Raw genomic sequence first — 21,406 nt, forward strand, 5'->3', positions numbered from 1 at the left:
CATGGATAACTTAGCTAGAACTACACCAGAGGTTGGGTCAGATTGCAAAGGATGCTCTGCCTCTGTTCACGTGACGCCCGAAGAAATTGCCAAGCTTTTCGGTGAGACGCTGCGTGTACGCAATCTAAAGCTGACAACGGAAGGTGAGTATGAGCGTCGTATCGCGGTCTGCACAAGTTGCAGCGACTATCAATACGGCACAACTTGCCGCCACTGCGGCTGCTTAATGGATATTAAAGCCAAACTTAGCAGCGCCCGCTGCCCTTCCCCACATGGGAGCAAGTGGTAGGCCTGCTATCGGCGCAAATAAAAAGATCACTTTCCCTATTATGGGAAGGTGATCTTCTTTATGTTCTGATATTGCTACTTACGCCCCTCTTCCCAACTGCGACTATACAACAGTGGATTCAGCTCAGAAGCAGCTAGCTCCCCTGGCTGTTGCCCAGGAAACCACCTTTTCAAATCACTCTCACGCGCTTTACTATCCGGCTCAGCAATCGGCAATCCATCCGCATAATAAATGATGGTCATCACTTTGCGCATGGTATCGGTCGGGTTACCAGGCGCGCTATGCAGCGTCCAACCCGCGTGGAACGTAGCATCTCCGGCAGCCATCGCACCATGAGAGATGGTTTCGAAGCCTTTCCCCTCGATATACCCCGCCAATGTACGGTGTGACTCATCTGAGATCACCATCTTGTTAATGTATCCCATAAGATGAGATTTCGAAGCAAATGTCATCGACCCTACAGCCTCTGAAACGGGGACAAGTGGCATCCACATCGTTATCGTCTTATCCGTATCCAGCGGCCAATAAATTTGATCCTGATGCCAAGGTGTATGACCGCCATGCGGTTCTTTGAACAAAGCCTGATCGTGATACATCCGCACGCCATCAACACCCATGAGCTCAGCAGCAATTTTGGCAAAGCGTTTGGCAAAGGCGAAGCGGCGAATTTCTTCACTTCTCTCCCATAAATTCGAAATCTGGATGAATGCCTTCCCATACGTATCGCGCTGATCAAGCGGTTTATCTTGGTTATTCAACGTTTTCACCAGATCAGAAATAATCGGTTCATACACATGGATCTCAGCCTCGCTGGCTACCCCGCGCAGCGCAATATGACCGTCTCGTTGATAGCTCATCTTCTGTTCTTGCGACAACGTATAACCATCTTCCATCAAGGGTAATTCATTCACTCCGTTAGCTTCCAGACTGCTCATCCTCATGCACCTCGACTTGTCTATTTATAGCTTTATTATAGGACTACCTAGTCAAAGTATCTTTGTCAAACCTGGTTACTGATTTGTCAAAAACAACTGGATTTCAACCATCATCCTACACTAAAATAAGAGTAACGTACGTGCAACGGCTGTCTAGCAACGCCATTGGAATTTCAAATGAAAGGAGGCTCTATCCTATTGCCAAATGGATTGGATTCCCCGCCGATCGTCCCTTATATTCGAGAATGTGACTTTGCCGTACGCAAACCATGGAACTATCCCGAGCGTAGACTCCTCGACTATTTATTGGTATACATCCAAGAAGGTACCTGTCGTTTCTCGGTTGATCATCAGACCTATCTGTTTCACGCTGGGCAATTCTGCCTCGTGCAGCCAGGCAGCCTGCTTTCGCTAGAGGGACTCACGAACACGGTCACGCCTTTTCTGCATTTTGATGTCGCCTATAATCCTGTACGAGAAGACAGCTTTCCCACACGACCAGGGCAAATTGATCTCACCGCCTACAACCATCTCCTGCAGCCAACCCTGCAAGACCTGTTCAAGCTGCGAGTTCCTGTACAGATTCAGCCACAGAACCCTATACTTTTCAAAGAGAAACTGTTGCATACGATTGAGCTTGTTCATGTGGCTAATCCGCTTACCCAGCTCCGAATACAGCAGCTCATGATCGATATCATTCTCGCTATGCTAGAGCCCTATCAGCAAGATGTTCCGTCCATAGCTCCAAGCCTAAACTGGATCACTTCTTATTTTTCCAATCATTTAAGTGATCCCCTTTCCGTTCAAGATATGGCCAGTCGTGCCAATTTATCCATCTCACGGTTCGGCTTCCTCTTCAAGCAGCGTTATGGGACTTCCCCGCACCAGTATTTATTGCAGATGCGCATCCACCATGCCAAAGAATTGCTTACGAATACCGAACTCAGTCACGAATCCATTTCGGATTATTGTGGCTTTGCGGATTTGCATCATTTTTCTAAAATATTCAAACAACGCACAGGCACGACGCCCGGCGAGCATCGCAAAACAACGAAAAATCCCTCCAACCGATAACACTATCGGAAGAAGGGATTTTTGATGTCATTAAACTATTTCCCAGGCAATAGGATGTTATCACCTAGTCAAAGTATACAGCTTTACCTGTTTTCGCTGACTCATAAATAGCTTCTAGAATCTCAGATACCACACACGCTTGCTCAGGTGTAACAACGGGATCTGTATCGTTCTCTATCGCTTGAATCCATAGCTTCATTTCTAAATCAGAAGCCTGCTCCGCTTTACCATCGTAGAAGGCTACGCCGCCTGCTTTCAATTCCACTTCTGTCGTGAACAAACGACTATGTTTCTCTCCGTTAATGCGTAGGCCGCCTTTCATATCCGCGCCGCCTTCTGTTCCTGAGAGCGTACATTTCGCTTCATCCACTTCAAGCGTATTCAGCGCCCAGCTCGATTCAAGAATAATCGTTGCACCGTTTTTCATCGTAATCATACCAAATGCTGAATCTTCCACCGTGAACTTAGCTGGATCCCAAGGACCCCAAGCGTTCGCCGCGTTTTCACGCTGAGAAAGCTTGTGATAGGAAGTACCCAAAACAACGGCTGGCTCATAGTTATTCATCATCCACAACGTCAAATCCAATGCATGCGTACCGATATCGATCAACGGGCCTCCGCCTTGTTTCTCTTCATCAAGGAACACGCCCCAAGTGGGTACTGCGCGGCGACGAATCGCATGTGCCTTCGCGAAATAGATATCGCCAAGCTCGCCTTCGGAACAAAGCTTATGTAAATGTTGGCTATCACCGCGGAAGCGATTGTTATAACCAACAGTTAGCTTCTTGCCAGTACGCTTCGCTGCTTCAACCATACGTCTCGCGTCAACCGCTGTTTTCGCCATTGGCTTCTCCGACATGACATGCTTGCCAGCTTCCAAAGCAGCAATCGTGATGTCCGCATGGGAATCATTTGGCGTACATACATGAACGATATCGATCGAACTATCCTTCAATACCTCACGATAGTCCTCATAGACACGTGCTTCTCCCTTACCATACTTGGCAGCAGCTTCCTGCGCTTTCTCTACAACGATATCACAGAATGCTACCATTTCTACATTGTCCAATTTGCTTAAGCTAGGCATGTGCTTGCCATTGGCAATCCCTCCACACCCAATAATCGCGATCCGATACGTCGTTGACATGATGTTCCTCCTCTATATTGATCCTACAAAACAAATTTATTACTGAGAATACTCGTATGTATATCTTAATTATACCCCAACCCTCGGTGAAAAAAATTCCCGATTTTGCGAATAATGTATGCGATTGTGTTATCCGTATGTAGAGATTAGCTGCTCCTATCCAATCCACTCCAAAGAGAAAAAAGCATGGTTGCCGCTTCCCCAGCATCCATGCTCCTTTACTTTTTAATCGTCGTCGCGATTAGTTTGTACCCGACTCCGCGTATCGAATCAATCTGAACCGATTGTTGATTCATTTCCAGCTTTTTGCGTAAAGAACTCACATGCACATCAACCGTTCGCTGACCACCGATATAGTCGAAGCCCCAAACGATATTCATGAGATCATCTCGGGTAACAACCACACCTGGGCGCTGAACTAAATACAGTAAGACTTCAAATTCCTTAGGCCGTAAGGGAATGGACTCCCCATTCAGCACAACTTCATATTTCTCAGGATAAATACGAAGCTCACCCGCCTGAATGACTTTCTCATTCGATTTGGCTATATCGGATGCGGTCTCATCCGATTGTGTACGTCGCAGAACAGCTGCCACACGCGCAAGTAATTCAGCTACCCCGAATGGCTTGGTGATATAATCATCTGCCCCATGCTTCAAGCCCTGTACAACCTCATCCTCGGCATTGCGTGCGGTTAGAATGATGACTGGTGTGCGATTACCTTTTTGTCTTAACTTAGCCAATACCTCAAAACCGCTAAGTCCGGGCAGCATAATATCCAAAATGAGTAGATCATACGACTGCTGGAGTGCCTCCTGCAGACCGTCACCACCATGATCAATCACTTTCGTATCGTAGCCTTCCTGCGAGAGGTTATAGGATAATAACCGAGCCAACGTCGGCTCATCTTCAATTACTAGTATTTTTTGTGCCATGGGATCCCCCGCATTTACAGTTTATTAACATTGCACAACCCCAGTGTATCACATAATTGTAAAGGCATTGTAAACCCTTCATCATCGGGGTGTAAATCCGCGCTAAAAATCTACCTATTTTTAGTGAATCACAGGCAACTCAATGATAAATTTCGTCCCTACCCCTACTTCACTCTCAACACGAATGGTTCCTTTATGCATTTCCACAAGATGCTTAACAATCGATAACCCCAGTCCCGTCCCGCCTGAGCTTCGGGATCTCGCTTTATCTACCCGATAGAATCGTTCGAATATCCGCGGTAAATCCTTCTTCGGTATCCCCATTCCGGTATCCGATACAATAATTCGCAGTCGTTCGTAATCCCCATCTGCATTAGTTTCCAAAGGTTCTACACGAAGCTTGACTTTCCCACCATCTTGCGTGTAGGCAATGCCATTAGACAGTAAATTAATGATGATTTGGCGCAACCGATCCTCGTCCGCTTCAATATACATATCATCCTCTACCGTCATGGTAAGCTCGATATGCTTCTTCTCTGCTTCTTTGCGCAGTACACTTAATGATCTCTCCAGAAATTCAGGCAAATAGACAGGAGAGAAATTCATAGGAATACGCTTCGACTCTATCTTCGACAGCTCTAGAATATCACCAATCAGACGATTTAACCGCTCACTCTCATCGAAAATGATTTGCAGAAACGACACCGCCGTTTCCTTATCATTCAACGCGCCTGCCAGCAGCGTCTCCGCGAAGCCCTTTACTGCCGCAATCGGCGTCTTCAACTCATGGGAGACATTCGCTACGAACTCACTGCGCATGCGCTCCAATCTGCGAACCGCCGTGATATCGTGGAGCACGATAAGTACACCAGACCACTCTTCATCTTCATGCGCAATTGGACTTAAATGAATATCCAGAATACGCTCTGCCGGATAATAGAACATCATCTCATCCGAAATCGGCTCCTGCAGCTCGATACATTCCTGAATCATTTTCGTGAAGTCATATTGCTGCTTCGCTTCATTATATTTCTTCCCAAGCAGCTCCTGCGAGGTGAATCCTAGAATCGCTTCGGCAGAAGGATTGAGCAGCATAATCCGCTCTTCGCGGTCAATCATCATGATACCGCTCATCATATTTTCCATGACACCTTGCAGCCTGCGTTCATTTTCTTGAATACGTGCCATCTGACCCTGCAAGCTCTCAGACATCCGATTAATCGCTTGGCCGAGCTGCCCCACCTCATCATTGCGATACGCGGGAACACGAGATTCATAATTTAAATTCGTAATTTGCTGCGCAACCTTCGTCATCCGCTCAATGGGGCGTGTAATCCCTTTGGCAATCCGATAGCTGACAATACCTGCAATAACAAAAAGGATCAATAATCCTGAAATAAGGAAATACCATAGACTGCGGATAGATTTATCTACTTGGGCTAAGCTTAACGATATTCGCAGATACCCGATTGTCACTTTGGCTTCATTTTTAACCGGAATCGCTGCATACAGCATGTTCTCTTTCAGTGTATCACTATAACGTGTCACATAACCGACGCCAACCTTCGCTGCCGCGGCGATTTCAGGTCTTGTTAGATGGTTATCCATCTGCTCTGGGGGTTGGTCGGAGTCACCTAGCACTTTGCCGTCAGCACGTACATACGTCAAACGTTCCGTTGTTGCGTCTTTAAGTCGATGCGCTTGTGCAGAATAATACGAGTACAGCTCGGCGTCAGTCCCTTGATAATCCCAAACACCACTAGAAGCAATCACATGAAGCTCACGCTCCATATTTTCTTGTAAAGATTTCACATGTGAACTCTCGAGAACTTTCGCCATGAATATACCGGCAACCAACATCGAGCATCCAATGAGTAAGATTAAAATCAGGGTTAGCTTTGCACGAAATTTGGTCATGGACGCGTAAACCTCCAACAGGGTGATGTGCCGATTATTCCAAACATAAAGAAAAAGGGCTACTCTAAATAGTAACCCTAATTTCTCTAGCTAATCCAGTATTTTTTTTGTAAATATGTTGAGAACGCGTCACGTACTAGAATTTATTTAAAAACAGGCTCTTTCAGCGCTGCCAATTTCTCTAAGGAATTCTTCTCCACGTCGGCATGCAAGCTGTTGCCATGAGAATCCATCGTCACGATAGCTGCGAAGCCTTCTGTTTCCAAATGCCACATCGCTTCTGGAATACCGAATTCTAGATAGTCAACGCCTTCCACTTTTTTAAAGCATTGTGCGTAGTACTGTGCAGCACCACCAATTGCATTCAAGTACACGCCGCCGTGATCCTTCAACGCTGCCAGTGTTTTCGGTCCCATACCGCCTTTACCGATAACTGCACGAATACCGAACTTCTTAATAATCTCACCTTGGTAAGGTTCCTCACGAATACTTGTTGTCGGTCCTGCCGCCTTCACGTGCCATTCGCCGGCATCATCCTTCGCCATAACCGGTCCACAGTGGTAAATCGCTGCACCATTCAAATCGATCGGCGCATCATGATCCATCAAATATTTATGAAGCGCATCGCGCCCTGTGTGCATCGTTCCGTTAATGACAACAACGTCGCCGACTTTTAAGCTGCGAATCTGCTCTTCTGAAATCGGAGTCGTAAGAACGATCTCGCGACGCTCTTCTTGCGGTGTATTTCTGGCTTCTTCTGCACTTGCTTCGAAAGCATCTTGGAAGGAAACCTCTTCCCCTCTAGGGTAAGACCAGCCGTTGATTTCACCCGTTTCTGCATTTAGAATCACGCCTTGACGACGGAACGCCCAGCAGTTATACGCTACTGATACGAAGAAGCTAGCTGGCAGACGGTTCATTACGCCAACTTTACAGCCAAGCAATGTTACTTGGCCGCCAAAACCCATCGTACCAATTCCCAACGTATTCGCATGCTCCATCACGTACTCCTCAACCTTACGAAGATCTTCATGTGGATTCACATCGTCTACACGACGGAACAATTGATGCTTCGCCAGCTCATAGCCGCTTGTCCGATCTCCGCCGATTCCAACACCGATAAATCCAGCGCTGCAGCCTTGGCCTTGTGCTTGGTAGACCGCATGCATCACGCATTTGCGAATACCGTCAAGGTCACGACCAGCTTTGCCTACGCCTTCAAGATCAGCTGGCAAGCTGTATTGAATGTTTTTGTTCTCACAGCCGCCGCCTTTGAGAATGAGCTTCACTTCAACATCCTCGCGCTCCCATTGCTCAAAATGGATAACCGGTGTTCCAGGTCCGAGGTTATCCCCGCTATTAGCACCTGTCAGCGAATCTACGGAATTCGTACGAAGCTTACTTGCCTTCGTTGCATTCGCAACTGCCTCTAGGATATGTTTCTTCATTACAATTTGGTTTGCCCCAACTGGACAGTGTATAATAAACGTTGGCATGCCTGTATCCTGACAGATTGGAGAAACATTAGTTTCCGCCATATGAATGTTATCGGCAATGCGGGATAGTGATAACGCTGAGCGTGTACCCTTGTCCTCTCTTGCTTGAGCGGCTTGTACCGCAAGGCGAACATCACCTGGAAGATTCGTGGACGTTTCCACAATTAAATCATAAACGCTTTGATAAAAATGTTGCATAACACAGTCTAGCTCCTCTCAATTACCCGCATAATCTTAAAGAATATTAACTATTATATCATACCTCATAGGAACAGTTCGACGGTTCTGTGAGCAAAACAAGGAGATTCGCTGACATGTACAAAAGAATCGCAATTTCGATTCTCGTTAGTCTACTCGGGCTTACGCTCTTATTGACCCCCTTGCAGGCTGAAAAATCGGGGACCATTTACTATCAAGATCAAGTAGCCGTCCTTATGTATCATCATATCCATGACACCGATACCAGCTCAAGCACCATCACAAGTGCCCTATTTCAAGATCAACTCACCACCCTGCTCAGCAAAGGCTATCATTTTATTTCATTGAATGAGTTTAAAATGTACATGGCAGGCGCAACGGTTCCCTCGAACGCGGTGCTGGTTACTTTTGATGATGGATATCAAAGCTTTTATACAGGAGCTTATCCGATTCTCAAAAGCTTACGCATACCCGCTGTCAACTTCGTCATCACGAAGGACTTAGCGACACCCTTGGCCTCTTACATTCCGTCGATGTCTTATGATCAAATCAAGGAAATGACGCATGCGACGAATTTCATCGACGTCGGCTGCCATACGGATGACCTTCACCACAAGCTGCCGAGTGGTGAAGCTGCTTTGGTGGGCAAGCTCGATGGCGAGAATGACGCTGCCTACCAGCAGCGTGTGTTCACGGATGCTGGGGCCTGCCTCGGCAAGCTTGCACCACTCACCGAGGCGCCGCTCGACGCGATGGCGTACCCTTACGGCATCACGTCGCCTGCGGCGACGGAGCAAGTGCAGAAGGCGGGCTTCCGCTACGCCTTCACGATCTCGCCCGAGATGGCGACGCGCAGCGCCGATCACATGTTGATCCCGCGGATCAACGCGGGCAGCCCGAACATTACGCCGGAGCTGCTGCACCGTTCGATCCAGCGCCGGGTCGAGGCGCAGCAAGGCAGCGCGCCGCTGCGCTTGGACGCGGCCGCTGCCGTCGCGCAGCTCGGCGGCAGCGCTGCTGTAGAGGGCGGAGAGTTGCGCCTCCGCCTGGGGCAAGAGGCATTCACCTTGCAGGTGAATGCGAAGACCGCGACGCGCGGCGACGGCGCGCGCGTCCGATTAAGGCAGCCCGCGCTGCGCGAGCACGGGCAGGTCACGGTTGCGCTTGACGATCTGCAAGCGCTGATCGGGCAGTCGCTCGTCTACACCCCGGCCACCGGCAAGGTGGCGGTACGGGTGGCGCCGAGCGTGAAATAAGCAAGCTGAGTGCTCGAGAAGATCGTCTTCCAGTGTTTAGCTTTAACTGGAAAATATACAGCTATTTATGAGTACTTTCCTCATAAATTCCATTTAACTGTAAAATATGTAGTTAAAACCTTCGTTTTTATTCTTTTTAGTAAAAACGGCTAAAATTAACTACATATTTTCCATCTATTTTGCGTTTAATCGTTAAATCGATAAATTTAACTGTAGATAATCCATCTATTCATAAAAAAATGGCATGAAAGGCACATGTTACGCGCCTTTCATGCCATCTTCTTTAATTTGTAGCTAAATTCAAGTTATCAAAATGGAATACCCCCGTTTGCTGCTTATAGGCTTGCAGCACGACACGAATTTGATTACTTGTTGCTGTAAAAACAAGATTTAGCGATTTGGTTGCATTCGTGAAATCCTGCGCAATGATTTGGGATCCACTATAGATATACACATACCCATATGTTGGATCACCAGTACTCCACATATCGCCTGTTAACTTATAAGCCTGACCAGATGTGACTGTTACAGCTTGCTCGACTTCTGCAATATCGACAGTCGTTGGATGTAAATTCAGTGTGCCACCCGTCACATCTGACACACCGGTTTTCGTATTTTTCCAACCTAAAGCAGCATCACTAACAAGTCCTGAACTAAATGTACCGTTCTGAAGCATATTGCTTACGGCTGCATTCGTCGTCACGGCTAATACGCTGCTCGCTGCTGACAGATTCCCTGCAGCATCTTTTGCTTTGACCGTAAAGTTATAGGCCGTACTAGCCGTCAGTCCTGACACGACAGCTGATATGCCCGTTACTGTCGCAGATAAGACACCATTCTTGTAGACCTCATATCCCGTTACTCCCACGTTATCTGTTGAAGCCGTCCATGATAAATTCACGCTGGTATCCGTCTTAGATGGTGATGTTAAGTTCGTTGGCACCGTTGGTGCTTGCGTATCCGCAACTCCTGTCGTGACATTGAGCGTGCTGCTCGCTGCTGACAGATTCCCTGCAGCATCTTTTGCTTTGACATAATAATTATACGTCGTGTTCGCTGTCAAACCAGATGCCACATACGTTGTTCCTGTTACAGTAGTAAGTAACGTATTGTTTTGATAAACGTCGTATGCCGTAACCCCAACATTATCCGTTGACGCTGTCCACGAAAGTGTAACACTGTTACTTGTTTTGGAAGGGGATATCAAGGCAGTAGGTACGGTTGGCGCTTGTGTGTCCGGGGTTTGCGCTGCACTGCAAGGGAATACGCAATAGCCTGGGTACTGTTCACTCGCAGCCCAACCTGTCATCGGATATGACTCTTGCTGTGTCATAGCACCTGAAGTGCTGTACGGTTTGAAATTCACATAATCAACTAACAATTGTGCTTTAGAGAAATTCGCTGGCCCGCCCCAATTTTTGGGGAACCAATACCCTAACCATAAGCGTCCTGGTTTAGTAGGAATGAATTTGGAGGCATCTGCCGTATATTTGGTAACACCATCCACCATGAATTGCACATAAGGCGCAATTTGATGAGCGGGGTCAGCAATTTGCCAAATAATTTTGTACGTATGCCATTGATCATCTGACACGTTCGTTCCCAAATTTGTATAATTCGTATGATATTCCGTCTCATTCTCGCCTTGCCAAGTATTAAATAAGGCCTTATTAAATGTCATACCTGTATGTGTCGGGCCAGGACGTCCTGGAAATTCCATATCAATTTCATTGTTACTGACCCAGTAATCCGCGTTAGGATCGACGTTAAATTGCTGAGCTTCAGGACTTGTCGCATCCATTTCCTGATAATGGAATGTCCAGATCGCAGGAACAGCTCCATGCGGCATTCCTTCATTATTAGGCCCTGTTATCACTTTTGGTATTTTCATGCGAATTTCATACTCACCAGAGCCATAATAGTGCGAAGTCGCAATAGCGGCACCAACACGTCGACCATCTTTTCGCGGCACACCATTGCTATTCATCCCAATAGGTAATCCGTTATAATAATCGCCATGCGCTTCTAGTACCAAATGCCCTTGTGCATCCAGCTTAACGTTATCCGGGTGAACACCGCCATTCCAGCTTTGTCCATTGACACTTGAGTTTCCGAGCATGCCACCCCAATTTTTCTGCGCTATTTTCCATTTACTTGTGTCTAGCCACGTTCCATCGAAATTATCACGAAATTCCCCTGTTGTTGTGCCCCATCTTGTATTAATCGCGTCTGCCGTCATAGGACGGAAATCAGAATCTTCCCAACCGTCATCCGGGAATGTCTCCGGCATCCATGTGTCTCCTGGCTCGTGGTATGGTTCAAATTCAAAGTAGTCGACAGCCATTTGCTTCACATCGAAGTTAGCGGACGAGCCCGCCCAAGCATCCGGGAACCACACGCCCAGCCAGAGACGGCCTGCGTTGGTTGGAAGTGTTGTTGTATTGGTGGCGATATACTGATCATCTATATAATAGTCCACTCTCGGTGTTTCTCCATTGCCTCCTGTGTGCCAGCGGTATTCAAATTTGTGGTAGTTCCCATCGTTCACATGAATACCTTTGGCAGCCAGATTCGCGTATATGGTCGTATACTCATTATCCGCTTCACCTGTAAAAGTGTTCAAAAGTGCCCGGTCATAAGTTTGCCCCGTATGGGCTCCACTAGGTCTACCCGGAAGCTCAATATCGATTTCATGATTGTATGCGTAATAATCCGGGTACACACCACCTGCTCCAGGCAGCAACCGGCCTTCTTTAAACGCTCTGATGTATTCCGGATCTCCACTCGCAACCTTGACACCATTTTTGGTAGCTACGGATCCATAATACTCTTGGTAATGAAAGCTCCACATCGTAGAAGCTACACCCAAATCCGGAATAATCTTCGCAGACATCGTATATCTGCCAGAACCCATATAAGCTTTCGTTGCTACTGCTGCGCCCACTCTTTTATTCCCGCGCTCCACGGTATCCACATTGTAAGCAAGGTGATAAGGCGTAATATCTTCCTTATTTTTATTGGGTTTGTATAAGCCTTTGACTGGACCATTATATAAATCACCATGTGCTTCAAGAATTAAGTTGCCATTTTGAACTTTAACATTTTCTGGTACCACACCATTGTTATTCATTCCGCCCCATTGCTTCGCAGCGATAAGCCACTTCTTGGGGTCTAAGGTGTTTCCATTAAAATCTTCACGAAATATACCTGTATTTTCATGGCCGTAATAATCGTCTGCGTACACTGGCTGTTGCGGAATCCAGTTGCTGAAAAGGGAGGATAACATAAGTACTGAACAAACTTGCGTAAGTAGTCTGATCTTTCTTTTTGCCCTTTGAGCGTATTGTCGCATCGGATTAACCATTCCCTTCCAATCATTGTTTATGGTTTACTTGGCCTGTAACAAAAGTTCGTGCGCCTTCTATACGACATGACCCTATAATTATTCTTCCTGGTCGGTATACGAGGATACCGACCAGGAAGTTCGTTCACTTAATCCCTAGTTGCTGCGCTTTGGCATTCACTTCTTCGATGACTTTATCCAGACCTTTCCCTTTATAAGCGTCAATTTCCTTCGTGAACATTTGTTCCACATCATCTTTACTTGCCATGATTTTGATTAGTAAATCTGAATTAATGACCGTAAATTTATCTTTGGCTGGTGTAGACACTAGCGTTAACTCAGGTGAGAAATCAGGAATTTTTGTTTTGGTTTTCACAAATTGCATGTAACTGATTGCATCCTTCTGCAGATCCTTGTTCACCCAGCTTTGATCGTTAGGATCGTCAACGGTATAAGGGGTTTCCCACGTTGCTAACGTATTGAAGACTAGTGTACTTGGATATTTCTCACCAATGACGACTTTGGGATCGATCGGGATGATTTTGGCACCATCCAGTTTATAATCGACATTTTCAAATCCATAGCTAACTAGACGTTTCCCTTCATCGCTCAACAGATAATCATACAGATCCAAGATACGTGCCAATTTTTTGTCGTTAATCTTCGCGTTAAAATAACTTTCCGACCAGTATGTTTTAAATACAGGATGATATTTGTTGCCATCTAGACTTGTCAGTGGTTTCAATGATTTAACAGCGTCCGTGAATTTTTTGTCCGGATAGACTTTGTTAAATCTGTCTTTCTCGATTTTTTTGTAGCCATTGATATAACCACCGCTGACAACAATGGATGCAGCTTTCCCAGAGGCAAACTTCTCGTAATGCTGTTCACCTTTTAACAATGGTAAATCCTTATCAATAATGCCTGCTGCGAACCAATCACGTGCCATTTTCAATGTAGGTATGGAGTTTTTACTAAAGACAGCTGGAATGAATTTACCATCTTCCTTGATCCATTTGGAATCAGCCCCACTGCCATCTGAGGAAGCTAGAGGGTTACTGTACGTCCACAGTACATCTGGTGCTGTTTTTGGAAGTCCCGTGAGTCCAACAGGCTTTTTCCCTTCTGGATTCGAGGCTACAATTTTAACCATCATATCTTTGTATTCGTCAAACGTTTCTGGTTCCTTCGTTACACCTGCTGCCTGTGCCCAGTCCCAACGGTAGAAGATGATCCGATCATTCGCATTATAATTCAAAGAAGAATAAGTACGTCGAGGGATACCATAGAATTGCCCATTAATCTTCGTTGCTTGAATATCTTTCACGTCTAAGTACTTTGACAAATTCGGATAACCGGAAAGATCCTTCGGAATTGGTTTTACAATGCCTTGGTTGACCCAATTATAAAAAGTTGGCGTTCCGATCGCATCAATGGAGAAAATGTCGGGCAAGGAATCGGAAGCGGCCCAGAGATTGATCTTTTGCGCATAATCATCCCATGTGATGCCTACAGGCTTAAATGTTACGTTAAATTTCTTTGAAAGGAATTGATAGAGGGCATCATCTTTCGACTTCGCTAATCCTGACTCGACATCCCATATCGCAACGGAAAGTTCGATGGCATCCTTATACTTGTTTTCTTCCGTCTTTGGTGTAGTCGTACTGGTGGTACTGGTACTGGCTGTAGGCGCCACAGTGGCCGAGCTTGGTTCCGTGTTGGTTTTACTGCAGGCCACTAATGAGGTTGTAAACAGCAGCGTACTCATTAAGAAAAGTGAACTTTTTTTCAACATTTTCATAAGAAAACCTCCCTATTTTTTATATAGAAGAGAAAGGCAATTTGTTGCCCTTTTCTTTCAAACACCTACGTTTGGCCTCTTACTCTTTTAACGACCCCACCATAATGCCACTTGCAAAATGCTTTTGAAGAAACGGGTAAATAAGTAAGATCGGAAGACTTGTGACTACAATCGAGGCCATTTGTACACCTTGTACATAGATGCTTTTACTGTCCCTGATGGCTGCCCCAATCGACCCAATGTCCGTATTGAAATTAATCAGCAGCTCTCGAAGCAGTATTTGTAAAGGTGCCTTAGAAGGTGAGTGAATAAATAATAAGGAGTTATACCATTCGTTCCATCGTTCTACGGAATAAAACAAGGCAAATGTAGCGATGAAAGGCGCTGAAATGGGGATGATAATTTTGATCAAAATATAGATATCATTGGCGCCGTCGATCTTAGCCGACTCTTCTAAGCTTTCAGGCAGTGAATTGAAATAGTTTTTCATAATGATGAGATAGAATGTATTGATTCCTACAGGTAAAATCATGGAGAATAGACTATCAATTAAGCCTAAATTTTTAACGAGTAAATACCAGGGGATCAAACCGCCGTTAAAAAACATCGTGAATATGATCAAGGATAAGAACAAATTACGACCAGGCAGCTGTTTCTTGGACAGCGCATAAGCTCCAGTTACCGAAAGAAACATATTGATCGATACACCGACTACCGTAATAAAGATGGTTACACCTAGTGAGCTAAAGAATTGATCTTGCGTTAAGATTGTTTTGTAGTTCGTTAATACGAATGAAGTGGGAAATAGATATACCTTCTTACTAGTAATCGCTTCAAAAGAGGCGAAAGAAGAAATCAGAACCGTATAGAAAGGAAATATGGATAGGATTCCAAAGAATCCTAATATGACATGGGGAATAAAGCTTAACCCCGAACGTTTTCTGCCTACACTTGGTGATGAGTTCATGCTTACTCCCCCTTTCTAAAACAGACCCTGTTCTCCAAATTTTTTCACAACATAATTGGCAAACAACAGTAGAAACATACTTGCAACAGACTTGATAAAGCCAGCAGCAGCTAATAATCCAAAATTGCTTCCAACTGACATGGTTGTCCTCAAAATGTAAGTGTCCACCGTGTCCCCAACGATATAAACGGGAGCACTGTACAGGTTGTAGATTTGATCAAAACTAACATTCATCATAAGCCCAACTGTAAGGATGAACAGGATGGCTACCGTAGATTTAATACCAGGCCAAGAAACATGAAGTACTTTCTGTAAGCCATTCGCGCCATCCATATCCGCTGCTTCATACAATTCAGGATTAATACCTGCAAGAGCCGCTAAATAAATGATGGAGTCCCACCCAATTTCTTTCCAAATATGCGTGATGTAGATGAGTGGGCGAAATAACGCAGGGTCCGTAAGGATGGACATCGATTCAAATCCGAACAACCCCATAATTTGATTAAAAACACCTTGTGAGCCTAAAATGTTGGTAATAATTCCACCTAATACGACCCATGAAATAAAATGCGGAAATGTAAAAATCGTCTGGTATATCTTTTTAAGTTTCTGCCTCGCAATTTGGTTAATGAGAAGGGCTAGAAGGATTGGCACTGGAAAATGAAATATAAGTTTGCCGAAGCTAATGATGATGGTATTCATTAAAGAGTTTACATACTGACTATCATTCAGAATATCTCTAAAGTTTTGAATTCCGATCCATGGGCTGCCTGTAATCCCTTTGCTAAAGTCGTAGGTTTTGAACGCTAAGGACAAACCGTACATTGGAATATAGCAAAATATTACATACCATGTAATGATAGGTAATAACATGAGATAGAAATACTTATGGTAGGTGATTCTATCCCATAAGTTGGATCGTTTACGAACCTGCCTATGCTCGACTAAGTTCGTTGTTGTTTCCATAGGAACCCTCCTTACGATGTGAACGATGTCTTAACTAAATATTAATATAATCTGCGATACGCCCATATAGACGATTTCCAGCATCTATATCGACGCTTTAATCGGAAAGGCATAACATGTTTCTTCATCGTAGATTATTACATAGCCAATCATGAAATCGTTCATATCGCACAGTGAGGACTAATCTGCCCTTGTTTTTTTTCTATACTCCGATGGCGTAATGCCCGTTATCCGCTTAAATATTTTGGTAAAATAAAAATAATCGTTAAACCCTGACTTCTCACTCACCTGTTGAATGGTTAACGTTGAGCTGTTTAATAAGCCCCCCGCATAATCAATCCGCAGCTTACTGATATACTCCGTGAAATTAACGCCCATTTCCCTTTTAAAAATATGACTAACATAGTTCGGCGTTACGAAAAATAGTTTGGAAATCTGACTCAAATTGATGTCATTATAGAAATTTTCTTTGACATATTTCACAATATGCCTGACGGTTTCGTGCTCGATCTCTACATCGGATACCTGCGCTAAGGATATCACTTGTTGAATGATTTGCCGTCTAAGCTCTGCCAACATGACATGTACATTCATATAAATGGAAGATAGCTGTTCGAAATGATCAATCTCCACGTCGACATGCATAGCTAGTCTATCGCTCGCATAATACATAATTTGATAATAGACAAAATAAGCATCTTTAATCGTATACGCTCCCGATTCGAAGCAAAGCGAGAGTTCATGAAAGGTGGCATCAATGAACTTCAGATCTTTCTTTTCCATCGCGGTTGCTACATGACCTAAATAACGCTTAAGATCCGTAGAGGCAGCACTGACACAATAACAATCCTTCTTTCCGGTCACGAAAAAATGAAATGCTGATATATTGGCCGCATGTATGGCTTCTTTAATCTCGTGTAGCTTCATGTGCGTCGCATAGCCTACACTAACATTCGGGACCGATTTCACTTTTTCCATAAACGACATAAAATCCGATTGATTCATAAGACAGACCCGTTTACTTGGTCCAGTTTTCAGACTGCAATACGGAATCTTACTTTCGCTTGGCATGAGGAAATTCCCGATCACTTGAATAACAGCTAATTCATTTTTATCACAATCAACGCCTTCAGCCCGTAATAATTCCTTTACTTTGCCATGATCGGGCACACTTTGCCCTAGAATTAAATCGATTAATTCCAAATGATCACTTTTACTTTTTGATTCGATATGTAACCTAGCTTTCTTTAAGTAATCTTTAATTTCATTTTCTTCAAAAGGCTTCAAACAGTAGCCAATCGCCCCATATTGCAGCGCTTTCTGTGCATAAACGAACTCCGCATGTCCGCTGGCTACAACAAACTGGACGGGTAACTCTTTGCTTACGACTCTTTTTATTAATTCGAGCCCACTCATACCAGGCATTTTGATATCCGTTATCACGAGATGTGGTTGATGGGTGTCAATGAATGCAAGGGCTTCGTCAGCGCTGTGCACTTCTCCAATCACTTGAAATCCATATTCCTCCCAATCAATACTATGTTTTAAGCTCTGTACAACCCACTCTTCATCATCTACCAATAAAATTTTATACATCCTCATTCTCCTTTAGCGGCAAATGAAAAATCACTTCTGTCCCTAAGTTCTCTTGACTTTGGAAGCTCAACCCATACTCATCTCCACAGATGAATTGGATTCGATTATTGACGTTTTTCAAGCCTAGATGCTGCTCGAACGGGTCTTTGCCTTCCGCATTCTTAAGTAACGCCTCGCTCATTTCCTCAGGCATTCCGTTCCCATTATCTTTCACAGAGATAACTAATTTGTTATGGGGGTCAATTTCCGCCATAATCCTCAGATGACCCTTTTTCGATAAGGGCTCTAAGCCATGTATAATCGCATTCTCAACAATCGGTTGAAGAATCATTTTAGGAACTTTGCAAGTTAATACCCGAGGGTTAATGTCCATCTGAATGTCGAATCGATCCTTGAACCGCGTCTTTTGAATGCGCAAATAAGCGCTAATCGTATCCAACTCTTCTTGGAGCGAGACTTCTTCTGTTCCTTTAATACTGTATCGAAATATCCGGCTCAAATCTTGGACCATGTCTTTAATCTCGTGAACCCCTCTTATCATCGCAATTCCTTTTATCGTTTCGAAGGTGTTGTACAGAAAATGAGGATTAATCTGACTTTGCAAGAACGCAAGTTCAGCTTTCTTTTTCTCGAGTTCCACGCGATACAGCTGGATATTAGCATCAATGAGATTGCGTGTGAGGGAATCGATTTCGTTGAACATTGTATTCAATTTGGAAGACAGAATGGTCATTTCAAAGTAGCCTTCAAGTTTGATCTCCTGCTTGAAAATGACCGTTTGTTTGGTTCGAATACCTAGAATGAAATTCGTAATTTGGCGAATGGGTTTAATCAAATTATTCATAATGAGGATGAAAGGCACGGAAAGAATGAAAATAGCTGTAAGCAGCAAGTAAATGACATTTAATCTTAATTTTCTAATCTCGCTATATAACGCTTTTTCGGGAATAGCACTAATGATAGTGCCGCCAATTTCGGGCAACTTCTCGGTTTGAACAATTTGGCGAACGCCATTCAAAGTAAGGATCGCCGATTGGCCATTTAAAGCTTCTGCCGCTGTCAAGAAATCGGAGTTGCCCCCAATAGCGGCTGTATCGTTGGACGTAAACACCTGATGATCGCGATCTAGTAAGTAGAACTTCATCTCTTCCTTGCCGATCTTGGGGAACGAAAGCGCGGTAATTTCCTTCGCATCAATGACTAGGTAACAATAGCCAATCTGTGTGCCTGTATGTGCAGCATCGTACGTGGCGAAGGTGGATAGTCCTGCTATGAAAAACTTGGTTCCCTTGATATTGGAACCGAAATTCACTTCTTTCAAACCTGAAATAAAGGGAGAACTACTGAAGAGCTGTTGATACTTCGTGACATATTCATTTCCGCCGAAGGTGCTATAGAACGAGCCTGAATTTCCAACGACAATGACGTCTACAATACCTTCCTTCATTAATCTGGCATTGTTCAGTACACTGCTAATTTTCTTAGAGAGCTCGTACCTATTTCCATAATCGGTTTCAAGCATGAATTCCTGCATGTCGGGGTTATAAGCAATATTCATCAGTAATTTATCAATACTATTTCGGTAGGAAGCCACATCTTGCTGCAATTGAGAAATCATATTCACGGTATACTCGGTATTCTTTTGTTTAATAATCTCTTTGTTTTGGGTATAAAAGACGGAAAAAATTAAGATTAACAACACAAATGTGATGGATGCGAGGAAAATCAGTTGATTTCTGATTGTCACTTTACTGAACCAATGCATGGCGACCTCAATTCCTTTCTACAAACCTCTCCGCTATATTTAAAAGAATATTCTGAATTCATAAAATTCTACATTACATTTCTACTTTCATTCATAAATCCCTTTATCTATTCGCATGCGAGCTCCAAGAAAAAAAGCCAGACCAAACACGAAGGTGTTGTGTTAGTCTGGCGCTCTGCTATTCCTGTTCTTCCTATAATAAAAATGAATAATGACTGTATCGTTTTACCTAGCACATCATGATTTACCTACAGCTTCTTGCGGAGCTCGCTGACTGACACCCTTCTGGCACCCGAGTTAGTCTTTACTTCCGCTGGTTGTATCGTTGGAGCGGCTTCTCCCGCTTCTTGCATGCGACGAATCAAGCGCGTGCGTAAATCCGAGGCAACGTTATCAAAGGAAACGACCCCGATCAGATTGTTTAACTCATGGGGATCGGATTGCAAATCATAGAGAAATTCCTCGACATACGTATCTGCCCCTGCATCGTGATAAGGATTCAGATTCAGCGCACTTATGCTGTATTTCCAGCGGTGTGTACGAATAGCTCGGCCAACTTGTGACTCGCTGATTTGTACAAGTATCTCCTCTGGCCAATCCTCTCTTTCACCACGCAGCAGCGGAAGAATGGAGCGGCCCTGCATGGAAGCTGGAACCGGAATACCTGCTGCATCCAGTAGAGTTGGTGGAAGATCCACTAAGGAGATCATCTCTTGCAAACGCCCCCCAGATTTGAAACAGCCTCCCGTGAATGCCGTTGGCACCCGAATGGAGCTATCATGACAGGAGCGCTTGTACTCATTGTTTCTCGTCTTAAAGTGGCAGCCATGGTCAGAAGTGAACATGATAATCGTATCTTCTTCCAAGTCCAGGCTAATTAAGCAATCGAACAAACGTCCTAGAGCCTCATCTAAGCGTTTGACCATCCCGTAATAACCGCCAAGATGAGCATGTGCTGTACCACCCAACGTTGCAAGATCCCCAGGGATGAATTGGCTGCCACTGTATCGGCCTTCGTATCCGCGCGGAGCTGGATAGTTATCCGAATGATTTTGATGATGCGGCTCGAGATAGGATAGGAATAAGTAAAATGGATCCTCTTTATGTTGATCAATGTATCGGATCGCTGCATCAGTCTGAGCGTCCACCCGATAACCTGGAAGCTTCACCGGCTTATTCTCATTGTCATACATGACTGTATCGTACGCATCCGAAGAGTATTCAAGAACATTGGAGCCTAGCCAATATTGATAACCGCCTCGTTGATCCTGCGGCACCGGCTCTTGGCCAGCTAAGTGCCACTTACCGATATATCCGGTATGATAGCCAGCGTCATTAAAGTAGTGGGCAAGTGTTTGCTCCTCTTGCTGGAGCGGAATGCCATTCACGTAGCAGCCTGTTTCAGTCGCATATTTTCCTGTCTGCAGGGAAGATCTAGCAGGTCCGCATACGGGTTGGCACGTGAACGAATTATAAACATGCGTTCCCTCCATCGCCATGCGGTCGAAGTTAGGAGTCAGTTCAAGGGGATTACCATGAACACCTGTTGTATCAAAGCGCTGTTGATCCGTAAAAAATACGATCACATTTGGTTTTTTCGTTGTCTTCATAGAGAGCACCTCACGATTCTGTTTTTTTGTAAACCCTTACATATATTCCTATTAATATGTTGTTATCATTTTTTAGGATGAAGGACTCCGTTGCCCCTTCACCCCTTCGTC

At 44.5% G+C, this 21,406-nt stretch carries 15 protein-coding genes; 3 read left to right on the forward strand and 12 right to left on the reverse strand.

Features of this window, described 5'->3' with window-relative positions; genetic code table 11:
• Position 1: 1 nt before the first annotated feature.
• Positions 2 to 289, forward strand: a complete 288-nt coding sequence (locus J2736_RS20195; RefSeq protein WP_310500389.1) for a DUF6171 family protein — start codon at positions 2 to 4, stop codon at positions 287 to 289.
• 74 nt (positions 290 to 363) lie between these two features.
• Here the strand turns inward: J2736_RS20195 and J2736_RS20200 are convergent, their stop codons facing one another.
• Complete coding sequence (locus tag J2736_RS20200) at positions 364 to 1,224, reverse strand: phytanoyl-CoA dioxygenase family protein (protein WP_310500390.1); 861 nt, start codon at positions 1,222 to 1,224, stop codon at positions 364 to 366.
• Positions 1,225 to 1,422: 198 nt separating this feature from the next.
• Between J2736_RS20200 and J2736_RS20205 the strand changes: the two genes are divergently transcribed.
• Complete coding sequence (locus J2736_RS20205) at positions 1,423 to 2,298, forward strand: AraC family transcriptional regulator (RefSeq protein WP_310500391.1); 876 nt, start codon at positions 1,423 to 1,425, stop codon at positions 2,296 to 2,298.
• A gap of 64 nt (positions 2,299 to 2,362) precedes the next feature.
• Here J2736_RS20205 and J2736_RS20210 read toward each other — a convergent pair whose 3' ends face one another.
• The 4 genes from J2736_RS20210 to J2736_RS20225 form a co-directional block, all read right to left on the reverse strand.
• Entirely contained in the window at positions 2,363 to 3,445 is a 1,083-nt protein-coding gene (locus J2736_RS20210) for a Gfo/Idh/MocA family protein (RefSeq protein ID WP_310500392.1), read from the reverse strand.
• A 218-nt stretch (positions 3,446 to 3,663) separates the two neighbouring features.
• Positions 3,664 to 4,380: a response regulator transcription factor gene (locus J2736_RS20215; protein WP_310500393.1), complete on the reverse strand. Its 717-nt coding sequence runs from the start codon at positions 4,378 to 4,380 to the stop codon at positions 3,664 to 3,666.
• A gap of 120 nt (positions 4,381 to 4,500) precedes the next feature.
• The gene (gene pnpS, locus J2736_RS20220) at positions 4,501 to 6,297 is read right to left on the reverse strand and encodes a two-component system histidine kinase PnpS (RefSeq protein ID WP_310500394.1); all 1,797 of its coding nucleotides are present in this window, start codon (positions 6,295 to 6,297) and stop codon (positions 4,501 to 4,503) included.
• A gap of 143 nt (positions 6,298 to 6,440) precedes the next feature.
• A complete protein-coding gene (locus J2736_RS20225; RefSeq protein WP_310500395.1) occupies positions 6,441 to 7,991 on the reverse strand; it encodes a fumarate hydratase in 1,551 nt (516 codons plus the stop codon).
• A 116-nt stretch (positions 7,992 to 8,107) separates the two neighbouring features.
• Between J2736_RS20225 and J2736_RS20230 the strand changes: the two genes are divergently transcribed.
• Positions 8,108 to 9,247 carry a polysaccharide deacetylase family protein gene (locus tag J2736_RS20230; RefSeq protein WP_310500396.1) on the forward strand — a complete coding sequence of 380 codons (1,140 nt, stop codon included), beginning with the start codon at positions 8,108 to 8,110 and terminating at the stop codon, positions 9,245 to 9,247.
• A 283-nt stretch (positions 9,248 to 9,530) separates the two neighbouring features.
• Here the strand turns inward: J2736_RS20230 and J2736_RS20235 are convergent, their stop codons facing one another.
• From J2736_RS20235 to J2736_RS20265, 7 genes are all read right to left on the reverse strand, one after another.
• Positions 9,531 to 12,533, reverse strand: a complete 3,003-nt coding sequence (locus J2736_RS20235) for a fibronectin type III domain-containing protein (protein ID WP_310500397.1) — start codon at positions 12,531 to 12,533, stop codon at positions 9,531 to 9,533.
• A gap of 202 nt (positions 12,534 to 12,735) precedes the next feature.
• Positions 12,736 to 14,391: an extracellular solute-binding protein gene (locus J2736_RS20240; RefSeq protein ID WP_310500398.1), complete on the reverse strand. Its 1,656-nt coding sequence runs from the start codon at positions 14,389 to 14,391 to the stop codon at positions 12,736 to 12,738.
• 79 nt (positions 14,392 to 14,470) lie between these two features.
• Positions 14,471 to 15,358, reverse strand: coding sequence for a carbohydrate ABC transporter permease (locus tag J2736_RS20245; protein WP_310500399.1), 888 nt, complete (start codon positions 15,356 to 15,358; stop codon positions 14,471 to 14,473).
• Between the two features lie 15 nt (positions 15,359 to 15,373).
• On the reverse strand, positions 15,374 to 16,324 hold the full coding sequence (locus tag J2736_RS20250; protein ID WP_310500400.1) for an ABC transporter permease: 951 nt from the start codon (positions 16,322 to 16,324) through the stop codon (positions 15,374 to 15,376).
• A gap of 180 nt (positions 16,325 to 16,504) precedes the next feature.
• A complete protein-coding gene (locus J2736_RS20255) occupies positions 16,505 to 17,920 on the reverse strand; it encodes a response regulator transcription factor (protein WP_310500401.1) in 1,416 nt (471 codons plus the stop codon).
• Positions 17,913 to 19,685, reverse strand: coding sequence for a cache domain-containing sensor histidine kinase (locus tag J2736_RS20260; protein WP_310500402.1), 1,773 nt, complete (start codon positions 19,683 to 19,685; stop codon positions 17,913 to 17,915). Before J2736_RS20260 ends, J2736_RS20255 begins: the two co-directional genes overlap by 8 nt.
• A gap of 248 nt (positions 19,686 to 19,933) precedes the next feature.
• The gene (locus tag J2736_RS20265) at positions 19,934 to 21,295 is read right to left on the reverse strand and encodes a sulfatase-like hydrolase/transferase (protein WP_310500403.1); all 1,362 of its coding nucleotides are present in this window, start codon (positions 21,293 to 21,295) and stop codon (positions 19,934 to 19,936) included.
• Between the last annotated feature and the right edge of the window lie 111 nt (positions 21,296 to 21,406).

The sequence above is a fragment of the Paenibacillus qinlingensis genome, assembly GCF_031455095.1.
GTDB lineage: Bacteria > Bacillota > Bacilli > Paenibacillales > NBRC-103111 > Paenibacillus_E > Paenibacillus_E qinlingensis_A.